At 58.5% G+C, this 17399-nt stretch carries 18 protein-coding genes; 6 read left to right on the top strand and 12 right to left on the bottom strand.

Annotated features, from left to right (window positions below; translation table 11 throughout):
- Together Q1A34_RS01235 and tgt are read right to left on the bottom strand one after the other, a co-directional pair.
- Positions 1-690: a methyl-accepting chemotaxis protein gene (locus Q1A34_RS01235; protein WP_300029635.1), complete on the bottom strand. Its 690-nt coding sequence runs from the start codon at positions 688-690 to the stop codon at positions 1-3.
- A 101-nt stretch (positions 691-791) separates the two neighbouring features.
- Positions 792-1919, bottom strand: a complete 1128-nt coding sequence (gene tgt, locus Q1A34_RS01230; protein WP_300029632.1) for a tRNA guanosine(34) transglycosylase Tgt — start codon at positions 1917-1919, stop codon at positions 792-794.
- Between the two features lie 160 nt (positions 1920-2079).
- On the opposite strand from tgt, the gene Q1A34_RS01225 reads away from it, so the two are divergent.
- The 3 genes from Q1A34_RS01225 (at position 2080) to rimK (ending at position 4784) form a co-directional block, all read left to right on the top strand.
- The gene (locus tag Q1A34_RS01225) at positions 2080-2976 is read left to right on the top strand and encodes an SPFH domain-containing protein (RefSeq protein ID WP_300029628.1); all 897 of its coding nucleotides are present in this window, start codon (positions 2080-2082) and stop codon (positions 2974-2976) included.
- Positions 2973-3254: a hypothetical protein gene (locus Q1A34_RS01220; RefSeq protein WP_300029624.1), complete on the top strand. Its 282-nt coding sequence runs from the start codon at positions 2973-2975 to the stop codon at positions 3252-3254. The genes Q1A34_RS01225 and Q1A34_RS01220 overlap by 4 nt, the downstream gene beginning before the upstream one ends.
- 150 nt (positions 3255-3404) lie before the next feature.
- Positions 3405-4784 (top strand): 30S ribosomal protein S6--L-glutamate ligase, encoded by a 1380-nt coding sequence (gene rimK / locus Q1A34_RS01215; RefSeq protein WP_300029622.1) that lies wholly within the window; start codon positions 3405-3407, stop codon positions 4782-4784.
- Between the two features lie 15 nt (positions 4785-4799).
- On the opposite strand, the gene ppk2 is transcribed toward rimK, so the two are convergent.
- From ppk2 to Q1A34_RS01195, 4 genes are all read right to left on the bottom strand, one after another.
- Entirely contained in the window at positions 4800-5687 is an 888-nt protein-coding gene (gene ppk2 / locus Q1A34_RS01210; protein ID WP_300029619.1) for a polyphosphate kinase 2, read from the bottom strand.
- 103 nt (positions 5688-5790) lie between these two features.
- Complete coding sequence (locus tag Q1A34_RS01205) at positions 5791-5991, bottom strand: hypothetical protein (protein ID WP_300029616.1); 201 nt, start codon at positions 5989-5991, stop codon at positions 5791-5793.
- 572 nt (positions 5992-6563) lie between these two features.
- The gene (locus tag Q1A34_RS01200; RefSeq protein ID WP_300029613.1) at positions 6564-6827 is read right to left on the bottom strand and encodes a hypothetical protein; all 264 of its coding nucleotides are present in this window, start codon (positions 6825-6827) and stop codon (positions 6564-6566) included.
- Between the two features lie 113 nt (positions 6828-6940).
- Complete coding sequence (locus Q1A34_RS01195; protein ID WP_300029610.1) at positions 6941-7939, bottom strand: HWE histidine kinase domain-containing protein; 999 nt, start codon at positions 7937-7939, stop codon at positions 6941-6943.
- A 357-nt stretch (positions 7940-8296) separates the two neighbouring features.
- Between Q1A34_RS01195 and Q1A34_RS01190 the strand changes: the two genes are divergently transcribed.
- Both Q1A34_RS01190 and Q1A34_RS01185 read left to right on the top strand, forming a co-directional pair.
- Complete coding sequence (locus Q1A34_RS01190; protein ID WP_300029607.1) at positions 8297-8659, top strand: SUF system Fe-S cluster assembly protein; 363 nt, start codon at positions 8297-8299, stop codon at positions 8657-8659.
- Between the two features lie 129 nt (positions 8660-8788).
- On the top strand, positions 8789-9133 hold the full coding sequence (locus tag Q1A34_RS01185; protein WP_300029604.1) for an iron-sulfur cluster assembly accessory protein: 345 nt from the start codon (positions 8789-8791) through the stop codon (positions 9131-9133).
- A 23-nt stretch (positions 9134-9156) separates the two neighbouring features.
- Here the strand turns inward: Q1A34_RS01185 and Q1A34_RS01180 are convergent, their stop codons facing one another.
- Positions 9157-10119, bottom strand: coding sequence for a 2-oxoglutarate and iron-dependent oxygenase domain-containing protein (locus tag Q1A34_RS01180; protein WP_300029600.1), 963 nt, complete (start codon positions 10117-10119; stop codon positions 9157-9159).
- A 64-nt stretch (positions 10120-10183) separates the two neighbouring features.
- On the opposite strand from Q1A34_RS01180, the gene tpiA reads away from it, so the two are divergent.
- A complete protein-coding gene (gene tpiA / locus Q1A34_RS01175; protein WP_300029597.1) occupies positions 10184-10930 on the top strand; it encodes a triose-phosphate isomerase in 747 nt (248 codons plus the stop codon).
- 73 nt (positions 10931-11003) lie between these two features.
- On the opposite strand, the gene Q1A34_RS01170 is transcribed toward tpiA, so the two are convergent.
- The 5 genes from Q1A34_RS01170 to Q1A34_RS01150 form a co-directional block, all read right to left on the bottom strand.
- Positions 11004-12383 carry a TRAP transporter large permease gene (locus Q1A34_RS01170; protein ID WP_300029594.1) on the bottom strand — a complete coding sequence of 460 codons (1380 nt, stop codon included), beginning with the start codon at positions 12381-12383 and terminating at the stop codon, positions 11004-11006.
- A gap of 3 nt (positions 12384-12386) precedes the next feature.
- Entirely contained in the window at positions 12387-13067 is a 681-nt protein-coding gene (locus Q1A34_RS01165) for a TRAP transporter small permease (protein ID WP_300029591.1), read from the bottom strand.
- A 68-nt stretch (positions 13068-13135) separates the two neighbouring features.
- Positions 13136-14137 (bottom strand): DctP family TRAP transporter solute-binding subunit, encoded by a 1002-nt coding sequence (locus Q1A34_RS01160; protein ID WP_300029588.1) that lies wholly within the window; start codon positions 14135-14137, stop codon positions 13136-13138.
- A gap of 246 nt (positions 14138-14383) precedes the next feature.
- A complete protein-coding gene (locus tag Q1A34_RS01155; RefSeq protein ID WP_300029585.1) occupies positions 14384-15613 on the bottom strand; it encodes a sigma-54 dependent transcriptional regulator in 1230 nt (409 codons plus the stop codon).
- On the bottom strand, positions 15610-17358 hold the full coding sequence (locus Q1A34_RS01150) for an ATP-binding protein (protein ID WP_300029581.1): 1749 nt from the start codon (positions 17356-17358) through the stop codon (positions 15610-15612). Before Q1A34_RS01150 ends, Q1A34_RS01155 begins: the two co-directional genes overlap by 4 nt.
- Positions 17359-17399 lie beyond the last annotated feature (41 nt).

Genomic DNA, 17399 nt, shown 5'->3' with positions numbered 1-17399 from the left:
TCAGTTCACATTCAGCTGGTCCGTCAGAGAAACAGACAGAGACGACACCCGCGATGAGAGCACTTTGACTTCATCGGCGATGACGGTGAACCCTTTGCCCGCCTCACCTGCGCGCGCGGCCTCGATAGTAGCATTGGTGGCGACCATGTTGATCACACGTCCGATTTTGCCAATTTCCTGCGCTATTGTGCTGGTGCGTTTCAGGGCCTCTGCCTTGTCACGCTCCGTCCGCTCCAGAAAGAACGCGCTCAGCCCGTTGGAAAATTCCGCACAACCCTGCGCCACTCGTTCTGCACACAGGTTGTACATATTGCCAGAAGGCCGAAATCCTTTGATTTCCTTGTCAGACCCCATACTGCAGGCATCCACTGCCCGCAGCAGATCGCTGAGAGCTTTAGTCAGATTTTGAAGTTTCTCCTCCAGCGCCTCCGGAAGTTCGACTTTCAGCGCTTTCAGACGCTGCGGTACCGATGTCTGAATGGACTTGCAGGCGGCGCGCAGAGCATTCCGCGCCTCCATCAGAGTGTCCGCTGTGACATTGTCCTCGGACGAGTCCGCCTGTTCCATATGAAAAACCAGAACCTGCATTGCGGCAGATCGCGCAGGGGCGAGATCACTCAGGATGGCGTGAAGCGTCTGATCGGCAGAGAGCCCCGACTGGTGCGTGTTTTCTGTCTGAATATCGCTCATCCCATACCTCCGCTGTGGTCGCCACAGCTCTACGCCAATGCGGGTTAAACGGGCGTTAACATGTGGCCTAGGGTCGCAGGTTTTAACCGTAAAACCGACAATCAGAGCGGATCGAGATCTCCCCGCGCGCGACCGTCATGAAAGGCCTTTTGCCAGGCGTCAAAACGCTGCCCGCTGATCGCCTCGCGCATTCCTGCCATAAGATCCTGATAATAATGCAGATTATGCCAGGTCAGCAGCATCGAGGAAATAATCTCCTGGCTGCGGAACACATGGTGCAGATAGGCGCGGCTGTAGCTGCGGCAGGCCGGGCAACCGCAGTTTTCGTCAAGAGGGCGCGGATCGTCCTGGTGGCGGGCGTTCTTAATGTTGAGCACGCCATACCGCGTGAACACCTGGCCTGTGCGCCCGGATCTGCTGGGCAGAACACAGTCCATCATATCGATGCCCCGGGCAACCGCGCCAACAATGTCATCCGGTTTGCCCACGCCCATCAGATAGCGGGGTTTGTCCTGCGGCAGCTGCTCCGGCGCATAATCAAGGCAGTCAAACATCGCCTCCTGCCCCTCTCCCACGGCCAGACCGCCCACCGCGTAGCCGTCAAAACCAATGTCGCGCAATGCATCAGCGCTCTGTGCCCGCAGATCTTCTTCAAGCCCACCCTGCTGAATGCCGAAAAGCGCATGCCCGGGGCGTTCGCCAAAGGCCTCCTTCGATCTTGCGGCCCACCGCATGGACAGCTCCATGCTTTCTGCGATCCGCTGCCGGTCCGCCGGCAAGGCGGGGCACTCGTCAAAACACATCACAATGTCCGAGCCCAGCAGCCGCTGGATTTCCATCGATCGTTCGGGCGTGATCTCGTGTTTCGAGCCGTCGATGTGGCTTTTGAAAGTTACACCTTTTTCCGTCAGCTTCCGCAGTGACGCGAGGCTCATCACCTGAAAGCCCCCGGAATCCGTGAGAATGGGCCGATCCCAGTTCATGAATTCGTGCAGACCGCCCAGCCTGTCGATCCGTTCCGCCGTGGGACGCAGCATCAGGTGGTAGGTATTGCCCAGCAGGATATCAGCGCCGGTGTCACGCACCGACCCCGGCAACATCGCCTTGACGGTCGCCGCTGTGCCCACGGGCATAAACGCAGGTGTCCGGATATCACCCCGGGGGGTGCTTATCGTTCCTGTGCGCGCTTTTCCGTCCACGGCGGATGTGCTGAAACTGAAACCGGCCATGCGGACCCCTTATTTGTGTTGGCTGTCCCCGCCCGGTATCCAAACCACATCAAAAGTGCAATCTTTGCTGATCTGCCGGGTACCTGCGGCACGGTCTTGTGCTTGCATTCGGATCAGACAGAGGCCACATCCTCAGCTGGATGGTAAAAAGGACGCCGTTATGGACATCGAAACAGTAATCATCGAGCTTTTGTCAGGAAATGTCGTGTTTCTGCTGCTCGCGGGTCTGCTCGTGGCACTTGTGGTCAAGGGCGTCAAAATCGTCCCTCAATCCGAAAAATACGTCATCGAGCGTTTCGGGCGGCTGCGGTCCGTCCTTGGGCCCGGGATTAACCTGATTGTACCCTTCATCGACCGGGTTGCGCATGAGATTTCGATCCTGGAACGGCAACTGCCCAACGCAAGCCAGGATGCCATCACCAAAGACAACGTCCTGGTGCAGGTCGAAACCTCGGTGTTCTACCGCATTACAGAGCCCGAGCGCACGGTGTACCGAATTCGTGACGTGGACGCAGCTATTGCGACCACAGTTGCCGGGATCGTCCGGGCCGAGATCGGTAAAATGGATCTGGACGACGTCCAGGCCAACCGCGCCGAGCTGATTTCAACCATCAAAGGGTCGGTCGAGGACGCTGTGGATGACTGGGGGATCGAAGTGACCCGGGCCGAAATACTGGATGTTAATCTCGACCAGGCGACGCGCGATGCGATGCTCCAGCAGCTTAATGCCGAACGCGCCCGCCGGGCTCAGGTCACCGAGGCCGAAGGATCAAAACGCGCGGTTGAGCTGGCCGCTGATGCGGAGCTTTACGCGTCCGAACAGACAGCTAAAGCACGCAGGATCCTTGCAGATGCAGAGGCCTATGCCACCCAGGTGGTGGCAACCGCGATCAACGAAAACGGGATCGAGGCCGCTCAGTATCAGATCGCCCTGAAACAGGTGGAATCCCTGAACGCTCTGGGCGCAGGTGACGGCAAACAGACCATTATCGTTCCCGCCCAGGCTCTCGAAGCTTTTGGTGATGCCTTCCGTCTGCTCAAGGGGAAAGGCGCATGATCGACGCGTTTCTCGGTATCTGGTGGCTGTGGGTGGCCGTCGCGATCATCCTCGCGATCATCGAAGTATTCGCACCCGGATTTATCTTTCTGGGCTTTGCCATCGGCGCGCTGATCACGGCGGGGCTGGTTGGTTTCGGATACATCCCATCTGCATCAGCACTGCTGGCGGTCTTTGCCGGTGTGTCCCTGCTGGCGTGGATCGGTCTGCGCATCGCGTTCCGGGGCCAGTCCAGTGGCGCAAAGGTCATCACCCGCGACATCAACGATGACTTATAAATCACTGTAAATACAGTCATAATTACCGAAACCTGTGCGATGTGACGTCGGGCCCGACTGGGGCGGACAATCTGTCCCGGCGGCATCCGGTTGAGGTCTGGAGCCGTGGCTGTTACCCCATGGTGCAAACAAAACGACAGGGGTAAACAGATGGAAAAGCTGACATTCGGCTGGGAAGAATGGGTATCACTGCCGGAACTGGGGCTCCCGGCGATCAAGGCAAAGATTGATACCGGCGCGCGCACCTCTGCGCTGCATGCGCATGACATCGAGGTGTTCGGGCCTGCAAAAACGCCCAAAGTACGCTTTAACGTGCACCCCATCGCGGGCCGAAATGATGTGGCCATCACCTGTTCCGCACCACTGGTTGATCGGCGTGAAGTTACCTCCTCCAACGGCGAGACAGAGCAGCGGTTCGTCATTTCCTCATCCCTGACCGTTGGCGGGCAATCATGGCCGATTGAGATTACCCTGACCAACCGCCAGCAGATGTCCTCGCGGATGCTCCTGGGGCGTCAGGCACTGGCCGATCACATTTCGATTTCCCCGACGGAAAAGCATCTGCAACCCGAGCTGAGCTACGATGACTATCATACAGCCGCTCTCAAACAGCGCGCACCCAAACGGGCGCTGCGCATTGCAGTACTGAGCCGGGAGGACAACTACTCCACCCGCCGCCTTGTGGAGGTCGGCGAGGCGCGCGGCCATACGGTTGAAGTAATTGACACAACCCGCTGTTATATGGCCATAAATACTATGGCACCCGAGGTGCATTATGACGGCAAGCGCCTGCCCCGGTATGATGCGGTCATTCCGCGGATCGGCGCATCTATTACGCCCTATGGCACCGCTGTGATCCGCCAGTTCGAGGCGATCGGCACTTACTGTGTAAATGGCAGCGCGGGCATCACAGCCAGCCGGGACAAACTGCATGCCCATCAGGTGCTGGCCACCAAGAAAATCGGCATGCCCTCCACCGCTTTTGCCGCCTCGCCCAAAGATACGTCAAATCTGATGGGACTTGTGGGCACGGCACCTCTGATCGTGAAGCTTCTGGAATCTACCCAGGGCAAAGGCGTTGTTCTGGCCGAAACAAAAAAAGCGGCCGAATCCGTAATCGACGCCTTCCGGGGCCTCAAGGCGAATTTCCTGGTGCAGGATTTTGTCAAAGAAGCCGCCGGCGAGGACATCCGCTGTCTGGTGGTCGCGGGCAAAGTGGTCGCTGCGATGAAACGCACAGGTGCCGAGGGTGATTTCCGCTCGAACCTGCACCGGGGCGGCTCTGCCAAAGTAGTGCGGATCACCAAAGAGGAGCGTGAAACAGCCGTCCGGGCCGCGCGGGCCTTTGGTCTGGGCAAGGCCGGTGTCGATCTGCTGCGCTCCTCTGCGGGGCCAAAAGTGCTGGAAGTGAACTCTTCCCCAGGCTTTGAAGGCATCGAAAAGGCCACTGGCAAGGATATCGTCGGCAAGCTTTACGACGAGATCGAGCTTCAGGTAAAACCCCGCCCGGCCCGCAAACGCAAAAGCTGACAAGCGGTCACCGGCTCAGGATCTGCGGGTTTTGGGATGCAGCGAGCTGGCCAGGATATGATCGGCCGCATGCACCACATTTTCGGCGCTGTGCACGATTTCGGGATCGGGCGGCACCGCCACCGCCGGGTTCTTGTCAGGGTAATCGAGGCCGGACAGGAAATGACGCATACAATTGATCCGTGCCCGCTTTTTGTCGTCTGAGCGGATCACAGTCCAGGGCGCGTCCGCCGTGTCAGTATAGAAAAACATGGCTTCTTTTGCTTCGGTGTAATCGTCCCACTTGTCGAGGCTGGCCCGATCAATGGGCGACAGTTTCCACATCTTCAGCGGATCGGTTTCACGCGATTTAAACCGCGCGCGCTGCTCATCCCGCGTCACTGAAAACCAGTATTTGAAAAGCCGGATGCCAGAGCGCGCCAGCATCCTTTCAAATTCGGGTGTCTGGCGCATAAATTCCAGATACTCCTCTGGTTTGCAAAAATCCATCACCCGCTCCACACCTGCTCTGTTGTACCAGGACCGGTCATAAAGAACGATTTCCCCTCTGGTGGGCAAATGCTTGATATAGCGCTGGAAAAACCACTGCCCGCGTTCTTCGTCCGTCGGTTTGTTCAACGCGACAACCCGGGCTGCGCGCGGATTAAGGTGCTCGGTGAAACGCTTGATTGTCCCGCCCTTGCCGGCCGCATCGCGCCCCTCAAACAACATCACATATTTCTGGCCGGTGTCCTGCACCCAGTGCTGCACTTTCAAAAGCTCAACCTGCAGCTCAGCCTTGGCAGCCTCATACTCACGGCGGCCCAACCGCCCTGCCCGGGCGGCTGACTGATCGCTACCCCGGGCCGTGCTCCGGGCCTCTGCGTCCTCCGGCAGGGCCTGTGTTTTCAGCTTCTGATCCATCCTGTCGCTCCTGTCATCGCACGACAGATCATGCACCGGACAGCCGATACCGTCTTTGATCCTGGTCAATGCCGACAATTTCACAAATTTACAGGAGGAAGCGTTATCCGGCCAGTTTGCTGACACCCTGGCGCGCTGCTCCCGGAACAGGCAGCTGCCCGTTACTTTCCAGTCGCGCCGTCTGTGCAAGCCGTATCAGCTTGCGATCAAATTCTGGCAGGTTATTGGCCTGGGCAAATTCGCGGAGTTCGTCGATAACTTCGATGACCCACTGGATGTTCTCAGGATCAGGATCGGTATTCACACAGGTCTCGTATTCGGTCTTGGTCAGGCCACCTTTTTGCGTTCACTAAGGTTAACAGCACCTTAACAGAATCGTGCGAATTGACGGAAATTCATACCTGCATGTATTTTTCCACCCGCTGTACGCCATGCCTCAGCCCGTTTGTCTTTTTCCGAAGGACGCTGAGAGTTGCGCTGACCGGAAGACCGCAAAGGGCGCCGTGTCAAAGAGATTTCAGGCCAGAGAAAAACCCCGGAACGGCGCGCGCGCCGGTGTCCTTCGAATTCAGTTGCCAGCATGGCTTCGGGACGGCAATGCACGCTCGATGTCATGTGCGTCTATTCTCTCAGAGAGGCACAGAAATCCCTCAAAACAGGGAGTAAATCCTCTGAGCCCGCAAATACCAACCAGTTCGCCAGCTGTGAACAGTTATGTCAGTTCCTGGGTGTTTCCGATATCTTCTTTGAATGGGCCCCGGGTATGCGGACCATTCACCCAGGAATTATTCACCGCAGCGGACTGTGCCTGAACCAGAAACTCTTCGCGGCTGTCGCCTGCGAAAACAACGGATTACGGAACAAAACTGATTTCGGTCAGTGCTGCGCGTCCTTTCGGGTCAAATCGCTCAGGAGTTGCCTGAGCTGATACAGGCTCATGGGTTTACTCGCATAACGGGCCTGCGGAAACTTGCGCACGACAGGATTGTCATCGTTGTAGGCGGTCAGAAATGCAAAGGGGACACCGAGCAGTGAGAGCTCTTCTGCGATGGGTTCGCTGGTTCCTCCTGACCCGAGATTGATGTCCAGGATTGCTGCCTGTGGCCGCGTGCTCTTCAGCACATTCAGCGCTGATTCCACATCTTTGCAGGGGCCCAGCGTCTGAAGGCCCTCATCATTTACAGACGCCGAAAGTTCTCTGGCCAGTAACCACTGATCTTCGACGATCAGAATACCTTCGCGTCCTCCCCCCACTACAGCACGCCTTCCAGTGACAACTGAAAAACGGCGCCCTGCGCATTCCCGAAGTAGGTCGACGTGCCGTTGAGTTCTTCCGGCCAGATTTCGCACAGAAGCACACTTCCAAAACCGTTCGCCGGGAAAGGTCCGGAAACCACCTCCGGGCCGCCGCACTCCCGCCACTCAAAACGCTCTGAGGCACCGCTTCTGGATCCGCTCAGCGTAACGGAACCCGCCGTATCGCTCAGCGCTCCATACTTCATCGAGTTGGTAGTCAGTTCGTGAATCGCAATTGACGAAGTCAGAACGTATTGCTCCGGAATGAGCAGGTCGTTTTCCCAATGCATATCGATGCGGTCGGTACTGCCCAGCAGTCGCGACATGACTGTTTCGCAGATCTCGGACAGCCAGACATCCTGCCAGTCATTTTTTTGCAGCAGTTCCTGCGCGTATGACATCGCGAATATACGGCCTTTAAGGGATTCTGCGAAATCGCTCGCCGACTGATGCTGTTGATGCGAGGTCTGCACGACCGCGTTGACAACTGACAGAGTGTTTTTCAGCCGGTGCTGCAATTCCCGCAGCAACAGCTTGTTTCGTAACTGCGCCAGCTTTCTGGTCGTGATGTCCTCGACTGTCCCTACGAGCCGCACAGCTTCACCGTTCACAAAAAGTGTGCGTGCTTTCGCCCTGATCCATCGTTCTGACTGGTTTTCCCGTTCCGTCAGCCTGTATTCGATGTCCATTTTTCCGTTGCCACCGGGATCCAGAGCTTTCTGAGTTTCCCGGTTGTGGTAGTCGCGGTCTTCTTCATGAACACGGGAGATCACGTAGGCATAGTCGATTTCTTCGTCGGGCCCTGCGCCCCAGAGATCACGGACTCTGTCGTCCCAGAACGCCCGCGAGGACTTTGGCTCAAATTCAAAAACACCTATCTGTGCGGCTTCAAGCGCGGCCGTATTCCGGCGGTGCTGGTCGTCTTCGATTTCCAGATAGTCAAGAGTCATAGTCATTCCACCGATCAGTTTTCAGAGCCCGTTTTTGCCGCGCCCACGCGCCTGTTCATCAAAGCGGACACGGTTGCTCAAAACACAATCTTTGGATCAAAAATGCTGACGGATATGGAGTGTCGGGAGCTGCAACGGTCTACCACATTTTTCGACTGCGCAATACAGTTTGTTGACGCCTGGACCTGGCCACCGAACCGACCTGACCACACATCGCTGCCACAGCCCGCGACATCGTTTGTCCCGGCTGGGCGTCGGTACAGACCCGTAACAGAGGATCCTGGCGGTCACCGGGCTGCTTCACCTCTTTACCGCTCGCTTCACAATCCTTATATAAACGCTAAGGATCAAAGTGAGGCCTCCATGACGAATGCACCCGAACCGCTCGAAGGCGCGCCGCTGATTGCGCCCTCCAGTACGGATCATCCGCTGTATGAGCAGATCGTAGACGCCTGTCGTACGGTCTATGATCCTGAAATTCCAGTGAACATCTATGAACTGGGGTTGATTTACACCATTGATATCAGTGGCGAAAACGACGTTCAGATCAAAATGTCCCTGACCGCTCCCGGCTGCCCTGTCGCAGGTGAGATGCCGGGCTGGATCGCCGACGCAGTGGAGCCGATCCCCGGTGTCCGGCATGTCGACGTCGAACTCGTCTGGGAGCCGCCCTGGGGGATGGACATGATGTCTGACGAAGCAAGGCTTGAACTGGGCTTTATGTGAAAAACCGTCAGCCTGCCTGCCGAAGAACAGTGTCTAGCGGCAAAGTCGGTCGCACAATAACGCGAATTTCGGCGCCACAGCTTGTCGCGGGAACCACAACCTCTTAAATTGAGGATGAAGGAGAAGGTCATGTTTGGTATTCCCGGCAAACAAGCGGTCACACTGACCCCCAAAGCCGCAGCACAGGTATCGAAGCTGATGCAATCGGCAGGCCATGCCGGGTTGCGCATCGGCGTCAAAAAAGGCGGCTGCGCGGGCATGGAATATACCATGGAATACGTTGAAGCGACGGATCCGAACGACGAAGTTGTCGAGCAGGACGGCGCACGGGTGATGATTGCTCCGATGGCACAGATGTTCCTGTTCGGCACGGAAATCGACTATGAAACCACGCTGCTGGAATCCGGTTTCAAGTTCCGCAATCCGAATGTGACCGAAGCCTGCGGCTGCGGTGAATCGATCAAATTCGGCTGAACACCCTGCCAGTTTGTGATCTGCTAGTTTTTGAGATGAACGTAGGTTTCGCTGAAGCGCGCCTGCAAGTGATCGCCGGCCAGAATACGCTGAGCAGCACCTGGCGGTGCAACATCGGTATCTGAGGACGGGTTAAAGAACAGCGGGACAGATATCCGCTCGTTATCGCCGCCAACGACGCGGTGGGGCGTTGCCAGAACCTTCCCTTGTGTCCAAAGCTCCATCATCTCGCCAAAGTTGATGATAAAAGCGCCCGGTGGCGCACTCACGGGAATCCAGCCGCCGCCACGTTTGCGCACCTCGAGCCCCGGAGAGCCATCTGTCGCCAGCAACGTCAGACAGCCATAGTCAGTGTGGGTCGCAATCCCAAAATCACGCTCCGTTGCCCATGCGGGGCGCGACGGATAGAAATTCCCCCGCTGCAGCGCCATAGGCGCATCAAACGCGCCATCGAAATAGTCCCCCGGCGCACCGATTGACGCGGCCAACCCGCGCAAAACCTGCATGGCCACATCGCAGGCATCACTGTAGTAGCGACTGATGACATCCTGAAATTCCGCCGGCGTATCCGGCCAGTGGTTTGGTGCATACACGGCCAGATCCGCACGTGGATCGCCGGCTGGCAGGTTGAAACCGCTGTCAAAGAACTGCTTGTAATCCGGGTTCGCCTCCGGATCGACCTGCTCGGACCCCGGCGCGCCCCACCCCCGGTTGGCACCGGTCCGGGCCATGTCGATCTTAGCTTTTTCCGCAGCCGGTAGGTGAAAGAATGCGCGGTAGACGGCAATCACTTCCTCCACCCGTGACGCGCTCAGGGCCGTATTGTGTACGATGGCAAACCCGATTTCCGTCGCCGCTTTATGCATCGCGGCCAGCGCATCACCGTCACCGGCGCTCAGCTTGTTCAGATCGATTGCAGGAACCATGACACCCTCGAAAATCACCTGCTCTGCCCCTGCCACAGGGCTCAGGCCGGTGCAACCCATACCCTGTTTGCCGAGGCCCGTGTTTCCTGGTACCAACGCAGTCAGCAATCAAAGGGAGAGCATCATGCGGCGGAAAATGGCAGCGGGAAACTGGAAAATGAACGGCTCGGTCGCAGGTCTCGATATGATCAGTGCGCTGGCCAGCGCGCACAGCGACAGTGGATGCGATATTGTTATCTGCCCGCCTGCCCATCTGCTTATGTCTGCGGCTAAGCGTGCGGGCACCGGTCCCGTGGCTGTTGGTGCCCAGGACTGCCACGCATCAGACAAAGGGGCCCACACAGGCGACATCGCAGCCCCTATGATCGCCGAAACCGGCGCGGCTTACGTGATCACCGGACATTCGGAACGCCGCGAAACCTATGGCGAGACAGATGCTGCTGTGCGTGACAAATCAGCCGCAGCGCAGGGCTGCGGACTGGTACCCATCGTCTGCATAGGCGAAAGCCTGGAACAGCGCGAGGCCGGCGAGGCCCTGCCTGTGATCCGGGCACAACTCGAAAACTCCGTGCCTGAGGGCAGCACCGGCGCCACGCTCGTCGTCGCCTATGAACCGATCTGGGCCATCGGCACCGGCAAAATCCCGACACTGGACCAGATCGCAGAGGTTCACACCGCCCTGCGGGCCGACCTCGTCGCGCGTTTCGGTCCGGAAGGGGATAAAATCCGCCTGCTCTATGGCGGCTCTGTCAAACCGGGCAACGCCGCCGACATCTTTGGCACCAAAGATGTCGATGGTGCGCTCGTCGGCGGCGCCAGCCTGACAGCAGATGATTTCTCCCCCATCATTGCAGCGCTGACGGCCAGCTGAACTCTTTCTTCTGGCTGAAAATATCCCGGGGGAGCGCGGCACGCACGGGGGCAGAGCCCCCGCCAACATCAGCCTATTTAATGATAATCTCCGGACCCATGACCGTGGTTGGCAACCAGGTGCTGATGATCGGAATATAGGTTACCATAATCAGGAAGACAAAGAGCACCGCCGTAAAGGGCAGCGCCGCTTTGACAACCGCCCACATCGGCATGTTTGCCACGCCGGAGGTCACAAAGAGGTTGAGACCGACGGGCGGCGTAATCATACCGATTTCCATATTCACAACCATGATGATGCCGAGGTGAATGGGATCAATCCCCAGCTCAATCGCAATCGGGAACACCAGGGGTGCGACAATCACCAGCAGGCCCGAAGGCTCCATAAACTGCCCCCCGATCAGCAGGATCACGTTCACAATGATCAGGAACACAACCGGCCCGAACCCTGCATCCAGCATGGCAGCCGCAATGTGCTGCGGGATCTGCTCGTCCGTCAGCACATGTTTCAGGATCAGCGCGTTGGCGATGATAAACATCAGCGTGACGGTCAGTTTGCCCGCCTCAAAGAGGGTATTTTTTGTGTCGCGGTGAAAGAAGGCGGTCACCAGGGCGACAGGCTTCTGCATCAGCGACAGATTCCGATTTTCATCGCCCTCGGTGTGCAAAGGCCCCATGTCGCGGTACACGAAAGAAGCAATGAAAAAGGCATAAACAGCAGCAACAGCTGCCGCCTCTGTCGGGGTAAAGATACCGCCATAGATGCCGCCCAGAATGATCACGATCAGGAAGAGGCCCCAGCCTGCCTCGCGACCGCTTTCAAACACCTCGCCCCAGCCACGCCATTCTCCTTTGGGCAGGTCGCGCAGTTTCGCAATGATGTAGATGGTCACCATCAGCATCGTGCCTGCCATAAGACCAGGAATGACGCCCGCCAGGAACATCCGGCCCACCGATACGTCTGTCGCGGATGCATAGACAACCATCACGATCGACGGTGGGATCAGAATGCCCAGGGTGCCTGCGTTGGCGATAACACCTGCGGCAAAGTCCTTGGTATAGCCGACCTGGCGCATACCTGCGATCACAATGGAACCAATTGCCACAACCGTCGCAGGGGACGAGCCGGAAAGGGCCGCAAAAAGCATACAGGCAAAGACGCCCGCAATCGCGAGGCCGCCTGGCAAATGGCCCACCAGCGCAATGGAGAACCGGATGATCCGCCGGGCCACACCGCCCGTGGACATAAAGCTGGACGCCAGAATGAAGAACGGAATTGCCAAAAGCGTATAGTGACCCGCCATCGCCTGGAAAAGCGTCTGCGCAATTGAGGCCAGCGAAGTGTCAGACAGCACCAGCAGGAAGACGATAGAGGACATGCCAAGGCTGACAGCGATGGGGACGCCGATCAGCATCAGACCAACGACCATGGCGAAAAGAATTGCAACTTCCATGGCTTACTTCCCTGCGTTCATGTGTTTGACGGCTTCAACTTCGTCTTCGGCCTCGTGGCTGACGATCAGGCTGGTCTGCGTGCCGTTCCAGACACGTACCGTCGCCTGAATGAAGCGAAACAACAGCAGCCCCATACCAAAAGGCAGCATCGCATACGGAATAAAGCGCGGAATTTTTTCGTATTCTTCGCCCATGTTGAAAATGGGCTCGATCCACCGCAGCCATTCGGGCATGGGCATATCGATGACTTCATACCAGGCCTGATCCCTGCTGTTCTCAAAACCTGTCGGGAACCAGCGCCCGGATGTCGCGTCAAAGCCGGCAAAGGGGGCCCAGTAGTCCCAGGCGCCCTTGAACACCAGGGCCGCATAGGCAAGGCAAACGGCAGCAGCAGCGAGGGCCAAAGTCCGCCGGATGGGCGGCGAAAAGAGGTTGATAACCGCATCGACACCCAGGTGCGCTGTGACCTTTACACAGTAGCTCACACCAAAAAGCACCAGCCAGGCGAAGAGAAATGTAACCGCCTCAAGCCCCCAGATGATCCCGGTGTTAAACCCGTACCGCAGCACCACATTGATGAATGTCAGAATGGTCATCAGCCCGAGGATCAGCGCAATGGCGGTCTCCTCAATCTCATTGACCATGCGTCCCAAAAGCGTTTCCGCCTCCCAGGAATGCGCCATATGCCCCTCCCGCTGTAAAATGTCCGGCCCCGCAGCACGCGGGACCGGACTGTCTTGTCTTAAAAGCTTCAGAAGCCTGCGTTGATCGCCTGGGCTGCGTCGATGTTTTCCTGACCGACGTCGTCCTTGAACTGCTCCCAGACCGGCTTCATGGTCGCGACCCACTCTGCCCGCTGCGCATCATCCAGCTGGCGCACAACGCCGCCCGCTTCTATGATCGCGGCCTTGGCTTCGTTGTTCACAGCTGTGGATTCGGCGTTCCGTGACGCGGTCACTTCGGCAACAATCGTTGACAGCTGGTCGCGCACATCTGCATCCAGGCTGTCGAACCAGTCGGTGGAGGTTACGAGCATATAGTCGATGATACCGTGGTTGGTTTCGGTGATGCCGTCCTGCACCTCAAAGAACTTCTGGCCGTAAATATTGGACCATGTGTTCTCCTGACCGTCGACAACGCCGGTTTGAAGCGCGCCGTATACTTCCGAGAAGGCCATCGGCTGGGGTGAGCCACCCAGAGCCGCCATCTGTGCCTTGAGCACGTCAGAGTTCTGCACGCGGAACTTGAGACCATCCGCGTCGGACGGGCTGTTGAGCGGCACATTGGCAGACATCTGCTTCATTCCGTTGTGCCAGAACGCCAGACCAATCAGGCCGCGACGGGTCATGGATTCTTTCATCGCCTGACCGGTTTCCGAGTTCTGGAACGCGTCAACTGCATCGATGTTCTTGAACATGAACGGCAGATCGAAGATGCGGAACACCTTGGTGAACTGCTCGAACTTGGACAGTGACGGCGCCGCCATCTGAACATCACCCTGCAGCAGGGCCTCGAGCACCTGGTCATCGTTATAGAGTGTCGAGTTCGGGAAAACCTCCATACAGGCTTTACCGTTCATCTCTTCGTTTACCCGGTCCTGCAGCAGCGTTGCCGCGATGCCTTTGGGGTGACGGTCCGTGTTTGTCACGTGGCTGAATTTGATGACAACCTCGCCGTCATCGCAGGCCGCGGCAACGGCAGATGCACTTACAGAAAGGGTCAGCGCGGTGAGCGCCGCTGTGAAAATTTTCATTGGTTTCCTCCCAGGAAATCTGTCTGTTTCAGACTTGATAAGGCACCGGTTCAGGGTGCGCTGAGAGTATCAAACAGCTTTGACAGCAGGACCGCAAGAGCCACGTTGCCGGGTGGGAATTTCAGATATTTGTTATTTTATTTCAAATGTTTAAAACATATATATCTGGGGTTTTTTCGGCCATCCACCGAAGTGTTGTGCGGTGTTTCGCACAGCATCACCCATATGTGTGCGTTTTTCCACACACTATTCGGGTCGGTAGTCTTCGGGGCGAATCCCGTAGCGGGCCAGTTTGTCGTAAAAGGTCTTGCGCGGGAGTTTCAGCGCCTGTGCCGCGCGGCTGGCCTGTCCGCCGGTACGCCGCAGGGCCTGTTCCAGCAGGCTCTGTTCCACCTGGGCCATCTGCTCGGCAAGCCCGAGTGCGGCATCTGGTTTATCGTCCTCCCCCAGACCCAGCGCAAAACGCATCGCCTCGGACATCAACGCCCTCGCGTTACCCGGCCAGTCCCGCGCCATCAGCCCCGCGACCACCTGCGGAGTGATATCCGGCGCATCAAGACCCGCCTGCTCACAGGCCTGCGCCACATAGTGCCGGAACAGAACCGGAATGTCTTCCGGACGCTCGGACAGCGAGGGAATGCGCACCGGTGTCACGTCGAGCCGGTAGTAGAGATCAGAGTGCAACTGCCCCTCGGCCACACTGGCGGCGAGATCCCGGTGCGACCCGGCAATCACGCGCGTCGGCGTACCGGTGTCCATTGCCTCCATCAGCGCAAGCTGTGTCTGCGCGGGCATCAGCGTGATCTCGTCCACAAAGAGACTGCCGGTGCGTGCGGCCTCAAGCGCATCAAGCAGGTCCTTTACCTGCAGCGAGGCGCCCGCGCGTTTCACGAACGGTGCCTTGGAACGGGCTGAGCACAGGTGAATGACCTCGGCCACTTTTGAGATACCGGCGCCCGGTGCGCCTGTGACCAGCACTTCGGTTTCCGTCAGAGCCACCCGGCGCACACGTGCACGCAGACCTTCGGCCAGTTGCGACGTGCCAAAGAGCATGCGCGCTGCCGGATCGCCGGTGGCCACAAGTGCGCGCAGATGGCGGTTGTCGAGAACCAGCTGCCGCGTCCTGAGAGCCCGCTCCAGTACAGCCAGCAGATCCGCGGGAGCGCAGGGTTTTTCCAGAAAGTCGAACGCGCCCTGCCCGACAGCCTTCATCGCCGTCGGAATGTCCCCCTCGCCGGTCAGCAGGATCACAGGCAGTTCCGGATCCTGCTCATGCGCATAGGACAACAGATGGAAACCGTCGCGCCCGGGCATCCGCAGATCAGACAGAATGACCCCTTCGAAATCGCGGGTGATGTGATCCCGTGCAGCCACAAAGGATCCTGCCGTGACAGGCTGCAGATCCGCCAGCTCCAGCGTCTGCGCCAGAGCATCGCGCACCGGGGCGTCATCGTCGACCACAAGAACCTGCCTCATGCGGCCTCCTGCTCCTGCCAGGGATTGATCTCGACCACAAAAAGGGCACCCGGCGCGCTGTTGCTCACCCGGATATCACCGCCAAAACTCTGGATGATGCCGTAAGAAATGGACAGGCCAAGCCCCATACCTTCCGAGGCACCCACTTCTTTTGTCGAGTAAAACGGATCAAAAACCTTCTCAGGTTCGGCAATCCCTGGTCCGAAATCACGCAAAGCGATGCACAGTGTTGTGCCCGGGGTAATGCCAATCTCCAGCCTGCGGTCCGGTATCTCTTTCATCGCATCCAGGGCGTTGGAGACAAGATTTACAAAGACCTGGACCAGCCGTACCTCGCCACCCTGGGCCCAGACCGGCCCGGGTGGCCTGTCAAAGACAACCTCAACCTGCATATCGCGCAACCTGGGCCCGGTCATTTCCAGCGCCGTCTCAAGCGCCGCAACCACGTCCACCCGGGTGACCGGTTCGGTCTGCTGCTTTGAAAAGGCACGCAGGTTTTTGATGATACGCCCCATCCGGCGCGCCATATCTGAAATACGTGTCAGGTTTTCTGACGCGCGTTCTGCCTGGCCCCGCTCCATAAAGAGCACCGCGTTTTCCGCAAAAGACCGGATCGCCATAAGCGGCTGGTTCAGTTCGTGACTGATCCCGGCGCTCATCTGACCCAGAGCGCTGAGGCGGCTGGCACGCGCCAGATCGTCCTGCGCGCGCGCCAGAGCGGCCTGCGCTTCTTCCCGTTCGGCTGCCTCGGCCCGCAGGGCTGCGTTGATATCAGACAGGGCGGCCGTACGACGTGCCACCCGTTCCTCAAGGGCGGTATTGGCAAGCGACAGAGTGCGGCGCCGCTCGGTCGCCAGAAAGAGAAAGGCCCCAAAGGCAAGGCACAGCGCCGCCAGGGCCGCCGCCTGAAGCGCCGCCAGCCGCCGGGCCGGAGATACATCCAAAAGCACCTCTCCGGTCAGGCCGATCACCGGCAGCTCTTTTGTCAGATGCAGAGCGTTTTCGGGCAGATACGGGCCCCAGCCGACCTGCCAGACCTCGTGCCCGCCGGTTTCATAGCTGTCAAAAGGCAGCGCACTGCCATCATCAGGTTGCAGGCCCGGTCCATCAGGCGCGCGGGTCCAGCCCACAAGATCCGTCCGGTTGCTCACAAAGACAGCCCCCGCGGCATCCGTGAAAAACACAGACCGGAAACCGCCGCGCCAGGCGTCTTCGATCGACGAGATACTGACCGCAACCACGACACTGCCCGTGACCCGCCCGTCGGCACCAAAAGCCGGCGCCGCGTAATAGTATGCCCGGGCCGGGAGCGGGGTGCCAATGCCATGCCCCCATCCCAGCGCGCCCTGCTGCGCGCGTCTGATATAGGGCGCAGCACTCAGGTCTGCGCCCGGAGCGCTGTGGGCCGCGGCCAGCACGCGCCCCTGCTGATCGACGTACATCACATCCAGCGCTGCGGTTTTGTCCGCAACACTGAGGAACAATGCCGAAGCCTCACCGGTGCCGTCGCCCTGTTCCAGCAGCGCCATCACCGGATGATCCGCCAGCAGCACTGCCAGCTCTCTGTAGCGCTGCAGTTGTCCGACCAGACGGTCGCTGGCCAGGGCAAGATCTCCCCGCCCCTGGCGCGCCAGCTGGTCCAGCGCCTGCAGATACCCGTAGCGCCACACCCCCGCTGAGAGGGCGGCCACAGCGAGCAGAAAGACGCTGATCATGGCAAAGCGTTGCACAACGTGACGTTTCATGCGCGCAGACTACAAAGCCCCCCTTGCCTTGACCAGAGCGC

The sequence above is a fragment of the uncultured Roseobacter sp. genome (assembly GCF_947491795.1).
Taxonomy (GTDB): domain Bacteria; phylum Pseudomonadota; class Alphaproteobacteria; order Rhodobacterales; family Rhodobacteraceae; genus Roseobacter.
This window is presented reverse-complemented; position numbering and strand designations above follow the sequence as displayed.

Excerpts from the sequence above, each read along its gene's own strand:
- tpiA (WP_300029597.1), top strand. The coding sequence starts at position 10,184 with ATGCGGCGGAAAATGGCAGCGGGAAACTGGAAAATGAACGGCTCGGTC.
- ppk2 (WP_300029619.1), bottom strand. The coding sequence starts at position 5,687 with ATGGATCAGAAGCTGAAAACACAGGCCCTGCCGGAGGACGCAGAGGCC.
- Q1A34_RS01195 (WP_300029610.1), bottom strand. The coding sequence starts at position 7,939 with ATGACTATGACTCTTGACTATCTGGAAATCGAAGACGACCAGCACCGC.
- tgt (WP_300029632.1), bottom strand. The coding sequence starts at position 1,919 with ATGGCCGGTTTCAGTTTCAGCACATCCGCCGTGGACGGAAAAGCGCGC.
- Q1A34_RS01190 (WP_300029607.1), top strand. The coding sequence starts at position 8,297 with ATGACGAATGCACCCGAACCGCTCGAAGGCGCGCCGCTGATTGCGCCC.
- Q1A34_RS01185 (WP_300029604.1), top strand. The coding sequence starts at position 8,789 with ATGTTTGGTATTCCCGGCAAACAAGCGGTCACACTGACCCCCAAAGCC.
- Q1A34_RS01225 (WP_300029628.1), top strand. The coding sequence starts at position 2,080 with ATGGACATCGAAACAGTAATCATCGAGCTTTTGTCAGGAAATGTCGTG.
- Q1A34_RS01235 (WP_300029635.1), bottom strand. The coding sequence starts at position 690 with ATGAGCGATATTCAGACAGAAAACACGCACCAGTCGGGGCTCTCTGCC.
- Q1A34_RS01220 (WP_300029624.1), top strand. The coding sequence starts at position 2,973 with ATGATCGACGCGTTTCTCGGTATCTGGTGGCTGTGGGTGGCCGTCGCG.
- Q1A34_RS01170 (WP_300029594.1), bottom strand. The coding sequence starts at position 12,383 with ATGGAAGTTGCAATTCTTTTCGCCATGGTCGTTGGTCTGATGCTGATC.
- Q1A34_RS01155 (WP_300029585.1), bottom strand. The coding sequence starts at position 15,613 with ATGAGGCAGGTTCTTGTGGTCGACGATGACGCCCCGGTGCGCGATGCT.
- Q1A34_RS01165 (WP_300029591.1), bottom strand. The coding sequence starts at position 13,067 with ATGGCGCATTCCTGGGAGGCGGAAACGCTTTTGGGACGCATGGTCAAT.
- Q1A34_RS01160 (WP_300029588.1), bottom strand. The coding sequence starts at position 14,137 with ATGAAAATTTTCACAGCGGCGCTCACCGCGCTGACCCTTTCTGTAAGT.
- rimK (WP_300029622.1), top strand. The coding sequence starts at position 3,405 with ATGGAAAAGCTGACATTCGGCTGGGAAGAATGGGTATCACTGCCGGAA.
- Q1A34_RS01180 (WP_300029600.1), bottom strand. The coding sequence starts at position 10,119 with ATGGGTTGCACCGGCCTGAGCCCTGTGGCAGGGGCAGAGCAGGTGATT.
- Q1A34_RS01150 (WP_300029581.1), bottom strand. The coding sequence starts at position 17,358 with ATGAAACGTCACGTTGTGCAACGCTTTGCCATGATCAGCGTCTTTCTG.